The organism is Gemmatimonadales bacterium, assembly GCA_036279355.1.
Taxonomy (GTDB): domain Bacteria; phylum Gemmatimonadota; class Gemmatimonadetes; order Gemmatimonadales; family GWC2-71-9; genus DASQPE01.
On record DASUJH010000042.1, the window covers coordinates 1 to 11,385 of the forward strand.

23 protein-coding genes are annotated in these 11,385 nt (G+C 68.7%); 1 reads left to right on the forward strand and 22 read right to left on the reverse strand.

Features of this window, described 5'->3' with window-relative positions; all coding sequences use genetic code 11:
- The 4 genes from VFW66_10420 to VFW66_10435 form a co-directional block, all read right to left on the reverse strand.
- On the reverse strand, positions 1-303 hold a 303-nt coding region (locus tag VFW66_10420; protein HEX5387105.1), incomplete at its 3' end, for a hypothetical protein.
- A 27-nt stretch (positions 304-330) separates the two neighbouring features.
- Complete coding sequence (locus VFW66_10425) at positions 331-864, reverse strand: DinB family protein (GenBank protein ID HEX5387106.1); 534 nt, start codon at positions 862-864, stop codon at positions 331-333.
- Positions 854-988 carry a hypothetical protein gene (locus VFW66_10430; protein ID HEX5387107.1) on the reverse strand — a complete coding sequence of 45 codons (135 nt, stop codon included), beginning with the start codon at positions 986-988 and terminating at the stop codon, positions 854-856. Before VFW66_10430 ends, VFW66_10425 begins: the two co-directional genes overlap by 11 nt.
- A gap of 55 nt (positions 989-1,043) precedes the next feature.
- Positions 1,044-1,415, reverse strand: coding sequence for a VOC family protein (locus VFW66_10435; protein ID HEX5387108.1), 372 nt, complete (start codon positions 1,413-1,415; stop codon positions 1,044-1,046).
- Between the two features lie 176 nt (positions 1,416-1,591).
- Here VFW66_10435 and VFW66_10440 point away from each other — a divergent pair, with 176 nt between their 5' ends.
- Positions 1,592-1,774: a hypothetical protein gene (locus tag VFW66_10440; GenBank protein HEX5387109.1), complete on the forward strand. Its 183-nt coding sequence runs from the start codon at positions 1,592-1,594 to the stop codon at positions 1,772-1,774.
- 12 nt (positions 1,775-1,786) lie between these two features.
- On the opposite strand, the gene VFW66_10445 is transcribed toward VFW66_10440, so the two are convergent.
- The 18 genes from VFW66_10445 to VFW66_10530 all read right to left on the reverse strand — a co-directional run.
- Positions 1,787-2,164, reverse strand: a complete 378-nt coding sequence (locus tag VFW66_10445; protein ID HEX5387110.1) for a VOC family protein — start codon at positions 2,162-2,164, stop codon at positions 1,787-1,789.
- Positions 2,161-2,940, reverse strand: coding sequence for an MBL fold metallo-hydrolase (locus tag VFW66_10450; GenBank protein HEX5387111.1), 780 nt, complete (start codon positions 2,938-2,940; stop codon positions 2,161-2,163). The genes VFW66_10445 and VFW66_10450 overlap by 4 nt, the downstream gene beginning before the upstream one ends.
- On the reverse strand, positions 2,937-3,221 hold the full coding sequence (locus tag VFW66_10455) for a helix-hairpin-helix domain-containing protein (protein HEX5387112.1): 285 nt from the start codon (positions 3,219-3,221) through the stop codon (positions 2,937-2,939). Before VFW66_10455 ends, VFW66_10450 begins: the two co-directional genes overlap by 4 nt.
- Before the next feature lie 30 nt (positions 3,222-3,251).
- On the reverse strand, positions 3,252-3,653 hold the full coding sequence (locus tag VFW66_10460; GenBank protein ID HEX5387113.1) for a VOC family protein: 402 nt from the start codon (positions 3,651-3,653) through the stop codon (positions 3,252-3,254).
- A gap of 354 nt (positions 3,654-4,007) precedes the next feature.
- Entirely contained in the window at positions 4,008-4,463 is a 456-nt protein-coding gene (locus VFW66_10465) for a nuclear transport factor 2 family protein (GenBank protein ID HEX5387114.1), read from the reverse strand.
- Entirely contained in the window at positions 4,460-5,992 is a 1,533-nt protein-coding gene (locus tag VFW66_10470; GenBank protein HEX5387115.1) for an FAD-dependent monooxygenase, read from the reverse strand. Before VFW66_10470 ends, VFW66_10465 begins: the two co-directional genes overlap by 4 nt.
- Positions 5,993-6,152: 160 nt before the next feature.
- Entirely contained in the window at positions 6,153-6,668 is a 516-nt protein-coding gene (locus VFW66_10475) for a hypothetical protein (GenBank protein ID HEX5387116.1), read from the reverse strand.
- Positions 6,669-6,729: 61 nt separating this feature from the next.
- Positions 6,730-7,062, reverse strand: coding sequence for a dihydrofolate reductase family protein (locus VFW66_10480; protein HEX5387117.1), 333 nt, complete (start codon positions 7,060-7,062; stop codon positions 6,730-6,732).
- A gap of 140 nt (positions 7,063-7,202) precedes the next feature.
- Positions 7,203-7,733 (reverse strand): GNAT family N-acetyltransferase, encoded by a 531-nt coding sequence (locus tag VFW66_10485; protein ID HEX5387118.1) that lies wholly within the window; start codon positions 7,731-7,733, stop codon positions 7,203-7,205.
- A 39-nt stretch (positions 7,734-7,772) separates the two neighbouring features.
- A complete protein-coding gene (locus VFW66_10490; GenBank protein ID HEX5387119.1) occupies positions 7,773-8,327 on the reverse strand; it encodes a DinB family protein in 555 nt (184 codons plus the stop codon).
- A 3-nt stretch (positions 8,328-8,330) separates the two neighbouring features.
- A complete protein-coding gene (locus VFW66_10495; protein ID HEX5387120.1) occupies positions 8,331-8,789 on the reverse strand; it encodes a cupin domain-containing protein in 459 nt (152 codons plus the stop codon).
- A 37-nt stretch (positions 8,790-8,826) separates the two neighbouring features.
- Complete coding sequence (locus tag VFW66_10500) at positions 8,827-9,351, reverse strand: pyridoxamine 5'-phosphate oxidase family protein (GenBank protein ID HEX5387121.1); 525 nt, start codon at positions 9,349-9,351, stop codon at positions 8,827-8,829.
- 10 nt (positions 9,352-9,361) lie between these two features.
- Complete coding sequence (locus VFW66_10505; protein ID HEX5387122.1) at positions 9,362-9,583, reverse strand: hypothetical protein; 222 nt, start codon at positions 9,581-9,583, stop codon at positions 9,362-9,364.
- 11 nt (positions 9,584-9,594) lie between these two features.
- Complete coding sequence (locus VFW66_10510) at positions 9,595-9,978, reverse strand: ACT domain-containing protein (protein ID HEX5387123.1); 384 nt, start codon at positions 9,976-9,978, stop codon at positions 9,595-9,597.
- On the reverse strand, positions 9,975-10,136 hold the full coding sequence (locus VFW66_10515) for a hypothetical protein (GenBank protein ID HEX5387124.1): 162 nt from the start codon (positions 10,134-10,136) through the stop codon (positions 9,975-9,977). Before VFW66_10515 ends, VFW66_10510 begins: the two co-directional genes overlap by 4 nt.
- Positions 10,137-10,189: 53 nt before the next feature.
- Entirely contained in the window at positions 10,190-10,612 is a 423-nt protein-coding gene (locus VFW66_10520) for a hypothetical protein (GenBank protein HEX5387125.1), read from the reverse strand.
- A 27-nt stretch (positions 10,613-10,639) separates the two neighbouring features.
- A complete protein-coding gene (locus VFW66_10525) occupies positions 10,640-10,810 on the reverse strand; it encodes a hypothetical protein (GenBank protein HEX5387126.1) in 171 nt (56 codons plus the stop codon).
- A gap of 140 nt (positions 10,811-10,950) precedes the next feature.
- Positions 10,951-11,385: ester cyclase (locus VFW66_10530; GenBank protein HEX5387127.1), on the reverse strand; the 435-nt coding region annotated here is incomplete at its 5' end.

The following is an 11,385-nucleotide window of genomic DNA, read 5'->3' on the forward strand; positions in this document are numbered from 1 at the left end:
CACCTTTCCTTCTATGTGGCTGCCCTTGAACGGCCCGGCCCAGAGGTCCACGTGCTCCTGCACGATCGCCTCCCGGCCTCGGCTGATGATCCCGATCGGATCGACCAACTCCGCCTCGGGCCAGTAGTTCTTGCCGTACGCGGCGCCGTCGGCCCGGTTCCAGGAGTCCACGAACCGGTCGACCATGGCCTGAGCCGCGGCCCCGGCCTCCGCCGGCACGGCCGGGGCGACCTGTGCCGCCAGCGACGGTGCGCCGCCGGCGGCCAACAGGATCGTGATGAACGAGATCATGATTCGCCGCATCGCAAACGCCTCCAGGAGGTGGGCCGGTCAGCCGGCGGGCTGCGCCGACGCAGCGTACAGAAACCGCGCGTACCCTAGCTCCGCCGCATTCTTGGTGAGCTCGACGTTGACCCATGCGACGACGTCGCCGAACGGGCGGTCCTGAAAGGGCCAGCGCGTTCGCCGCGTGGATTGCAGATCCTCAGCCGTGATCCGGTCGAGCACCACGCGCCACCGCTCCTTGAGGCCGCCGAGCTTCCCGCGCACGCCTTCGCCCGTGCCGGGCCACGGCACGTCTTCGCGCGCGAGCGTCCCTTCGCCAAACGAGTGGTCGAGCACCATCGACCACCAGAACCCCATGTGCCACGTGACCCACGCAATACTCGGCGGACCGATGTCGTATCCCTCACGCTCGGGCCAATCCGCGCGCCAGCTTCCGTCGGACGTCTGACGGACATGCAAGCCGCGTGCGGCGGGGCGCCAGAGGCACTCTTGAGTGGTGAGTCCGTCGAGGTGAAACGAGGCGAGCTTCCACGCCGTGTCGAATTGACGGCGCAGGTAGTCCGCGGCGTTAGCGGCCATCGGCCGGTAGACCGAGCCCGCCGAGCAGCGCGGTCTCGACGCGGGAGCTTAAGCCGGCGATGAGCGGCCGCCCCTTGGCGATGGCCGCATGCACCGCGGCCATCTTTCCAATCAGTCCGTACATCCGGATGGCCGCCTTTCTATTGCCGCCCTTCCCGCCCTTTGCCGCCCTACCGCCTCTACCCCCGTTGCTGCCCTGGCTCCTGATAGAGCCCGACCACGTTGCCCGCCGGATCGGCGATCGTGGCGAATGCCTCCCCGGCCGCGTGAAGCGCCGTCAGCGGCGTCATCACGCGACCCCCTCCCTTCGTGACTGCCGCCAGCGTGCGCTCGATGCTGTCGACCATGATGTACGCAAGCATACCGGGCTCGCGTTGCGGCGGCCGCCCGAGCACCCACGCGCCGCTCACCGCGCCGGTCGTGTCGTCGAAGGCGTGCTGCCCGTCGCCGCGAACCCGAGTCGTCCAGCGGAACACGTCGGTGTAGAAGCGCGCGGAGCGCTCCACGTCGTCGGTCGGAATTTCGAGGTAACAGATCTTTCCGTTCGGCATAAGCAGGCCCTCATCGGTATTTTGCGTGCGCACGCCGGTGAAGCATACTACCCTGCCCTTCGATTCCGAGGTCCCGATGCTTTGCGCGCACGTCGGAGCGCCCCGACTGGAACGGATACTGGGGCGCGCCCGCCGAGGCCTCCCCCGCGCTGGGCAGGGCGCTCTTCGACGATGTCGTGGCGCATACGGCCGCGCTCGGCGAGCGCGCGCTTGCCGGTGAAGATCTCTCCGCGTTGCCGGTCCACGGCGAGCATCTTCCGCCGGCCTTCGCGCGACTCGAGGCGGGCGTCCAGGCGCGTTACGACAGCGAGGCCACCGAGATCAGTGCATGGCTGGAGCGGCGCCACGCCGGACGTTGATGGCCCACCGGCTCACCCCACCCGCCACGGCGGGTAGCGCCGGTTGCGGCCCGCCGAGTAGAGGCACAGCTCGTTGCCGGCGGGGTCGTGCAGCCTTGCCTCGCGCCAGAGCCAGTCGCGATCGGTCGGCGGGGAATCGAACGCGATGCCGGCGGCCATGAGTCGCGCAACGGTCTCGTCGAGCTGCGCGCATTCAAGGAAGACGATCGGGCGCGGGCCCGTGCCGCGCTCCGGTGCGTGCTCGAGCGAGAGCGTGCTGTCGCCGTCGGGGCACTCGAACCGGACGTAGCGGGGCAGCGCGTCCACGATAAGACGAAAGCCGAGGCGCTGGTAGAAGGCCGCGGCGGCCGCGACGTCCGCCGCCGGGAGCGTGACCTGGTTCAGGTTCATGGGAGTTCCACCGCCTGCCCCGGAATTGGCCAGCAAAGGCGATCGGCAAGCCCCGCTGCGGCGAACGCGCGCACGACCGCCGCGCGAGACTCCGAGAAATGCTCCCAGCCCTCGAAGTGGAGCGGCACGATCCGGGCGTCCGGCAAGGCGCGCGCCGCGCGGACGGCTTCCTCCGCAGTGAACGTGAGGTGCGCAGGGCCCACCTCAGGCACCCGGGCCGCGCCCATGAAGAGCACGGCGACGCCCGGCGCGAATCGCCGGCCCACCTCGGCCACTCCGCCGAACCAGACGGTGTCGCCCGAAACGTACGCGGCGCGCGCCGAATCTTCCGCGAACGCAAGCACGAACCCGATCACCGGCCCCCGATCGGCACCGGCCGGTCCGTGCTGAGCCGGCGTGGCCGTGATGCGGAGCGTGCGGCCGTCGCGCGTCGCCAGCTCGTAGCTCTGCCAGGGCGCCAGGCCCACGGCGTTGCCACCGAGCCGGGCGGCTCCATCCACCGTCGTCAGCACTCGAGCGGCGGTTTCGAGCAGGCGGCGACCGGCGCGGTCGAGATTGTCGAAGTGCTGATCGTGGCTCAACAGCACCACATCGACCGGCCCGACCGCCTCGGCCGAAAGCGCCGGCCCCTGCGTCTTTCGGAGCCGGTAGACGGGTGTGCGATACTCGCTCCCGGCGGGGTCGAAGGTTGGGTCGGTCAGCACCCGCAGGCCGCCGAGCTCGAGGAGCGCGGTCGGGCCGCCGATGTACGTGATGGTGAGAAGCAATGCCCTCACGCCTTCGCGAGCGCGCGATCCCTCCAGTTCCACCACTTGAGCAATTCGGGCCGCGGCCGCGCAGTCCGCGCGTAGTACGCGGCGCACCTGAATGCGTACAGCACGCACGGGTCCTGGCGCGCGCCACGCAGTCGGTTGAGTCGCAGGTAGAGCCGTTCCGGATCACGCCGGCGCAAATCGGCGATGCGCCGGATGCCCAGCGCGCGAAGATCCCGCGCCAGGCTCGGGCCGATGCCGGGAATGTGCTGGAGCTCATCCTTGCTCCCGTGCTTGGCCGGCATGATCTCTCCTGTGTCGCAGTTCCGTATGCGCTATCCGCGCGCCGTCCGCGGCAGCGGCTGGAGCAGGCTCACCCGGTTGCCTTCCGGATCCACGAACGACACGTAGCGTCCGACGCCCGGAATGTCCATCGGCTCACCCAGCACCTTGCCGCCCGACGCGGCGAGTTTCTCCATCGAGCGTGCGATGTCGCCCACCGCAATGACCACCGACGGGCCCGTCGTCGGGCTGCCGGGGCTCTTGCCGTGGAAGCCGCCGTTGATCGCGCCGGGCTTGATCGGGCCGGCCTCGGTGCTCTCGGTGGTGGTGACGAGCACGTAGTTGCCCATCTCGGGGCCGAGCACTTGCGTCTGCCAGTCGAAGGCCGACTGGTAGAACTTCACCATCCGCTCGCGATTCTCGTACGGCATCTCGAAGTGCACCACGCTGTCCATGAGGGATTCCTTTCCGTCAGGTGTGTTCGGGCGCGGGTCGAAACCCATATGACGGGATCGGCCGCGGCGCGGTTTCGAGTCATCCCCGGGTCGGCGCGCGCCGCGGACGACCGGCAGCACCGCGAACATCCCCATCCGGTCGTGCCTCGGCGCGCCGGAAGCGGAACAACTGGACTTCGTGGGGGACGGTGCCGCCATTCATCAGGCGGAATCGGGTCGGGCCGGGCGTGGCCGACGCCGGCGCGCGGAAGGCGTAGTTGACGGCGGTGATGTCGATGATCTGAGGCGCCGGCGCGCTTTGGCATGCGCCGAGCGAGACTGTCGTGCCGAGTACGGCCAGGCGCGAGCGCGCCCTCACTGTGCTGCGCGTTTCATGTGCAGAGTCGGAAACGGCAGGCCGCCGGCGTCGGTCGGCCCCGACCCCAGCTGCCGCTCGTACTCCGCCTCGTCGAAATGCCCCTTCGACTCCATGATGAGCCCATCGGGGCCGAGCGTCCACTCCTCATGCCCGCTGAGCCGCACGGCCCTGCCGGTCCCACCCGGGCCGGTATTCGTCCCCGTCCAGATCCAATGGAAGATCGGGTGGCCGCGCTCCTCACTCAGCCAGTCCAGCGTCACCACCATATCGGGAAATGCGGTCATGAAGTCCCGCGCCGTCGCGGCGATCGCATTCCGTCCGATCGACGGAGCGCCGCCATTCACCGTGAGTGATCCGCTCTCGGCGTAGAACGACGCAAGTTCGGCGGGATCCCCACTGCTCCACGCCGCAGCGTACCGGGTCACAAAGTCCGCCAGCTCGGTCCGGCTCATAGATGCTGCCTCCGCCAACCGCGCTCGGCGAAATAACCGCGCAACCGCTCCGCCTCGCCTCCCGCGTCCGCCAGCGCGATGTACCCGTCCGGCCGAATGAGATAGAGCGCCCCGCGCTCGAGCCCCGCGCGCCCCGTGCCCGCCTCCCACGCGAATTCGTGGAGTGGGAGCCCCAGCTCCGCGCACGCCTCCGCCACGCCGCGCCGCACTTCGCCATAGACATGTACCTGCCAATCGAGCGCCGTGAGCGGCGCGAAATTCTCCTCCCCCGACCCGAGCTCGACCCAGGGCAGTCGATCCCCGCCGCGGACGTCACCCCCGCCGCCGGCGCTGAGCGCGCTCTCGCGATAGCTGATGTTGATCTGCGACACCGTCTCGAACGCGAGCCGGCGGAACGCCGGTATCCGAAAGAGCAGCGGCGCCACCCGCGGCACGATCCGCGTGCGGACGAAGCGCGCGACCGCGCCCCGCTTCGTCACCAGCGTGAACGCGCGATCCGTCGTGGCGACGAGCCGCCGCGCAAAGGCGATCCGCTCCGGCTCGTAGGTGTCGAGCAGCGTGTCCGGCGCGCCGTGCCTGAGCACGCCGGCGAGCTTCCACGCCAGGTTCACCGCGTCGCCGATGCCCGTGTTCATCCCCTGCCCGCCGACCGGACTATGGATGTGCGCGGCATCGCCCAGCAGGAACGCGCGCCCTCCGCGGAACCGTTGCGCGACGCGGTGATGCACCCGATAGGTCGAGAACCAGTTCACCCGCTCCACGTCGAGCCTGAGATGCTCGATCGCCCTGCCCTTCACGTCGTCGAACGTGAGCTTCGCGGCATCGCTGTCCGGCGCGTCACGCACGATGCCGACCAGGCGCGCGCGGCCGTCACCCTTGAGCGGAAAGAGGAGCACGAAGTCGGCGTCCTCGAGATCGACGTGCAGCTCGTCGTTGATCGCCGGGCCTCTCGCCTCGACGTCGGCCACGTAAAAGTGTCCGGTGTACGTGCCGCCCGGAAAACCGATGGCGAGCGCGTTCCGCACGGTCGACGACGCGCCGTCGCAGCCCGCGAGGTATGCGACGTCGCAATCCTCCTCGCCGCCGTCGGGGCGGCGGATCGTCGCGCGCACCCCGTCCTCCTGCTGCGCAAAGCGGAGCAGCTCCGTCCGCCGCTCCACCCGCACACCCAGCGCCTCCAATCGCTCGGTGAGCAATCGCTCGTGAGCATCCTGCGGATAGACCAGCGCAAAAGGGTAGGGACTGAGCCCCTCGCCGATGCGCCCGAGCGGCACTCGCGCGGCTTTCTCGCCCTTCACCCAGAAGTTGAGATTTTCAATCTTGACGCCGCCCGCGACCACCGCATCCGCGAGCCCGACCTGGTGGTAGAACTCGAGCGTGCGCGCCTGCACCGCCAGCGCGCGCGAGGTGGTCCCGGGCTCCGCCGCCTTGTCGATGATCCGCACCGGAATGCCGAGCCTGGTCAGCCAGACTCCGAGAACGAGGCCGGTGGGACCGGCGCCTGCGATGAGGACGAGAGGGTCGGGCATCCATCCATCTTTCGTTGTCGGGCCACGCCGTCCCGCCGCTCGACCGCGCGTCTTTCCTCTCGCGCGCCGCGATGGCTCGAGCCTCTATCTCCTGATTGCCGCAAGCCTCTACCTCTTTATCGCGGCGAGGCTCCGCCGGCGCGTCGCCGGAATTACCGCCTCAGTCTGAGCGAGTCGGTCGGACCGGAGACGCCGAGGCCGCGAAGATCAACTCGAGCTGCTCGCCCGGTGCCAGCGCCTGCCATCGCGCGGCCAGCTCGCGGTGCGCCCGCCGGATCGCGACGAGCTCCGCCTCGGCGAGCTCGCGCCACGGGGGCCACCCCTGATCGACGAGAGCGGCTCCGAGCCCCGCGTTGAAGGTCTCGGCGTCGTACTCGCCGCCGCGCGCCCGCTCCTGATCGAGCAGCCCCACGATGTTCTCGGCCCAACCCGCCTCGGCCGGCAGCCGTGCGCGTGCGTGCGGCGCCGTGAAATCGTCGAGCGCCCAACCCGCCGCCAGCAATCCGAAGAACGCCTCCCGGAAGCCGAGCGTCGTCTCGACCGTGTAGTGGAGCAGGTCGTGCAGCGGGAAAAACCGATGCACCCGGCTCCACGTGCGCGAGCCGTCGGGACGGATCGCGGTAAGGCTCGGCGGTCCGTCGCGGCCCTTCTTGAGCTGTACCCGCAAATCGCCCATCGCTCCTTGCCCCCCCGCTCCCGCAATAGCTGCACGATGGACGCCGACGTGAGCTGGGGTGTCATCCACGCTTCCGGAGAAAGACGTGTGTCGCACGCTCCCCGGCCACTGAGCGCTCGCATTCGTAGCCCAGGGCGCGCAGGTCAAGGCCGGTGAAGAGATGCTCGCCCGAGCCGAGCAGGATCGGCCGGACGGCGAGATGCAGCTCATCGATCAGCGCGGCGGCCAGGTATTCCCGAATGCCCGCAACACCGCCGCCGAGGCGTACGTCGAGATTGCCGGCGGCGGCGAATGCTTCCGTGAGCGCGGCTTGGATGCCGCCGGTGATGAAGTGAAATTCCGTTTCGCCCGCCATCCTCACCGTCGCTCGCGGATAATGGGTCAGCACGAACACGGCCGTGTGATACGGCGGCTCGTCCCCCCACCGCCGATGCCGAGCGGATGCTCCAGGTCCTGGTTGGGCCCGGCGCCATACCCATCGATGGAAACGGCGAAGCTTTGCACGCGCAACCGTGACACTTGCAATCTCGCTTGCTATTGGTGCCGTCGGCCTGCATAGAGCGCCGGCGTGAGCTCGTATACCAGACGTTCCTCTCCCCGCGCATTCGTCATCGTGCCGGCGCGCACCGCGCCGATCTTCTCCGCGGCCCGCTGGCTTCGCCGATTCTCCGGCCCGATGATGAGGATGACGCGCTGCACCGACGCGAAGGCGTGCTCCAGCATCAGGCGTTTCATCTCGCCGTTGTACAGACCGCCCCAGTACGCGCGCGCGAGAAATGACCAGCCGATCTCGACGACGCTGCGCTCCGGATCGTAGCCGAAGTAGCGCGACGAGCCGATGATCCGGCCATTGGCTCGGTCGAGGGCGACGAGCGCGCCACCTGACCCGAGCGCATCGGCGAAGAACGCCCGGAACGTCGCCGCCTTGTAGCGATCTCGCTCCGGGTGCTGCGCCCAGAGAAGTGGATCGGATGCGACCCGATAAAGCGCCTCGAAGTCGTCCGCGTGGAGCGGCCGCAGCTCGAGGAGCTCTCCGCGGAGCACGGGCTGCCGATCAAACGGCACGGCAGCGTCAGAGCCGCGCGGCGACACGTGCGACCACGCTCATGGAGCCGTTCCCGCGGCCTTTGCCTCCGCTCCGCGCTTCGTCCACTGCCAGAGGCCTTCGGTCACCGCCGGCGGGAGTCGGTGGCCCAGCGCGCGGGCCGCCATCACGATTTGGCCCCGGTGGTGCGCCTCGTGCGCGACGAAGTAGCCCAGCACGTGCCCCACGTCGAGCGGAAGATTGCGCCAGATGTAGGTCGAAGCGGCCGGGATCCTGCCGCCATGCTCGATACCGAGTTCGAGGAGGCTCAGGATTCCCCGGCTGCTCCGATCGAGCGCCCGCACCAGCTCGGCGCGCCCGACCTGCCGGCGATCGACGCTGCGCGGCACCGCGATGCCGAGCTCCTGACCGAGCGTCTTGATCCACATGCATCGGCTGTTGTGCAGGTGACCCGCGATCATTCGGATGCTGCGGCGGGGCGCACCCGGAATCGCGCCGACCCACACCGCGGGCGAGAGCTGCTCGACCAGAAAGACGGTCACCCGATTGCTGGTCCGCCAGGTATCGAGGACCGTATCGCGCAGGTCGGGGATCACGCCGCCGGTCCGGTTCACGGCTCAACTCTGGGCGAGGAATTCGATCCCCTGCTCGCGGGCGAAGCCGACGATGTGCTCCATGTCCGGACCGCTCGCGCGGGCGAACTCGTCGGCACAGCGCGCGAAGAACTGCTCGAACCCCGAGGGCGTGGTGAGGATCCACTGCCGGCTCGGCGTCGTGCCCGTGTTCTTGTAGCAGTGCGCGGAGCCGCGCGGCAAGTACACCGCGCTGCCCGGCCCCGCCTCCGTCCAGCCTCCATTCACGAAGAAGCTGACGCGGCCGTCGACCACAAGAAACAGTTCGTCTTCTCTGCTATGCACGTGGGGTGGCGGACCGGCGCCGGGTGGCGTGGTGTCGAACATGACCGTCAGTTTCTGATTGGTTTCCGCGCCGCCGAGCATGACCGAGATCACGTCGCCGAAGGCGTGCAGGTCTCGGCCCTCGCCCGGCTGGACGACGATTGGCTGCGTTTGGGTCATTGGGGTACTCCGTTTCTGCTGTTGCGTGCTGCCGCTTTCAGCATTGCTTGGCCGGCGGAGCGCCCAGCTCCCTGGCGGTAAATTCCACGATCGTGGGTGGGTTGCGATTGAATTCGCTGTAGCGAATCCAGGTGGGGCGCGCACGAATGTAGATGAGCCCGGGCCACGACTGGCGCGCCCGGCCATCGGGCCAGACGTGGAAGTATGCGGCCTTGAGTCTGTCGAGGTCGTCTCCCGCCGGCTGGTCGGCGATGCCTTCGTATTGGACCGTGCGCTCGTCGCCCGCATGCCAGCCGCCAAGGACAAAGCCGACGCTGGGAGCGCGACGAAGGTTTTGTGCCTTACGCGTCGTATCCAGCGTATCGAAGACGAGCTCGAACGAGTCGGTGACGGCGATGCCGACCAGCGCCGCCTGGACCGTATTCCCCGGGCCGGCCGAGGCCTGTACGGCAAGCCGCTGTTCACGCATGAATGCGAGCAATTCTGAGGTCGTCATAGCGCTGCGCACGGAGCGGGTTGGCCTTCTCACCATATTGCCGGATTGCCGGGACGGCGACTGCATCGCCGATCTCTCACGCCGCGGCGCGGCGTTCCTGGTACCGCAAAACCACGACCCGGCCGAACCACGCCATGAACGCACCCACGAGGGAGAGCTGGATGGCCGCGGCGCGGCGTGCGAGCCATAAGGAATAGATAATCCCCGCGACGACGATAACCAGCAGGCCGAGCACGCCGCGCAGAATCGTCTTGGTGATGGCGGCGGTGTCGAACCTGTATGGGAGGGTGACCGTCATAAGTGCCATCCTCACCCCTCCACCCGGTGCCCCGCCTGCTCGAGCGCGCGCACCGCCGCCTCCATATCGTCCGCGCGAATCAGCACGTAGTCCGTCTCGAACGTCGAGATCGCGAAGATGCTCAACCCCGCATCCGCGAGCGGCACCGCGATCGCCGCCAGAACGCCGATCAAATCGAGCGGCAGCGTGCCCCGCACCCGCAATGCCCGGTAGTTGCGCTCGGACCGGACCTCTGGCGGCACGAGGTCCTGCACTGTCGTGATCGACAGCTCCTCGGGCGTGCGGCTGATCGTGATGAACCGGCTCGCCTGCGCCGCCCAGCTCGGGACGGCTGCGTCCGGAGCGAGCCGACAGATCGCCAGCACATCCGGCAGCATCTCGAGCGAGAGGCTCACCCGAAATGCTCGTTCGCGTAGCGCACGCCCGCCCAGAGGCCCACACCGGCCCCGATACCGCTCACGATGACGGCGGTCATAATCCCCACGTGATCGCCGAGCCACCAGCCGGCGTAGCTGCCCAGCGTGGTGCCGATGAAGCCAAACAGCCGATTCACAGGCGCCTCTCCCGCTTGTCGGGGGTGAGAACGACGTTCGCCGCTGCTACTTCTCAGCGCCTTCCGAAACTCCAATTGGTAAAGAGCCCGATCCAGACCATCGCCCCGGCGAGCAGCAGGTACAGGAACGCGGTCGCCTCGTCGCCGATGAGCCCGCGGAGCCAGCGCGCCTTGTAGTGCCCCCAGAACCACCACGGCCGGGTCAGCGTCATCCCCGCCAGAAACGCGCCGAACCCGACCCAGAGCACGCGATCCCGCGGCCAGCCCGCCGGCCCGGCGACTGCCCAGAGCCCGCCGAGCAGGACCAGGAGCACGAAGAGGAGAATCACGCCGCCGCGCCGACGGCTGCCTCCCGATGGCGCGGCGGGCGGCTCGGCCCCTTCCCTTTCCCACTCGGCCGCCGCACGCGCGAGCATGACGAGCGTCACGAGTGCGAGGGCAACCGCGGCAAGCTGGATGCCGGTGACGCTTTTCATGCAGCCGGCCCGAACTCAACTCCCGCTTCAGCCCTCAATTCGCCGCTCCTCCCGGGCCTGGCTCAGCAGACGCTCCGCGAAATCGAGCCGTTCCAGCGTTTCCGCGTGCTGCTCCTCGAGACTCTGGACATTCCGCTCGAGTGCCTCGAATCGCGCGGCCACGTCGGCCGGTGGCGATGTGGAATGCGGGGCGTACATGCGAGCGATCCTGATCGCCGCGAACGCGACGATCCCCACGATCGGTATGAGCACACTGATGTTCCAAGGTTCCATACGACCTTCCTCTCGGGGACCTCACCTGCTGGAGCGGCTCTCCAAGGTAGAACGTGTGACCCTGGTCATCGTGGATGATGATCTCTCGCGTCCGCCGGGCCGTCTCGTGGAATCAGCCCATTCGAAGGCTCGCGCGCGGGCTCCCGAACCTTGCGCGCCGCCTCGGCCCCGGTCACCGGCAGCTGCCCAGCGTTGAGGGCGCCGATCTGCGCGAGCACCGACGCCTGGTCCCAGTAGATCCGCTCCGCGCTGATCTTGCCGTCCTGAAAGTCGACAACCACCACGAGCGCCGCCTCGACGCGCCGCCCCGTGGGCGCCATCCCCGGCAGCATCCACGGCATCTCGATCGTGTGCGTGAACTGGTAGAGCAGCTCATCCACGATGCGGCTCTCGCCCACGGTTCGCGTGAGCGGCACGAGCGTGGCGTCCGGCGGATGCCGGCCGATGAAATACCGAAGGTAGAAATCGCGGACCTGCTGCGCGCCCACGCCGCCGGTCAT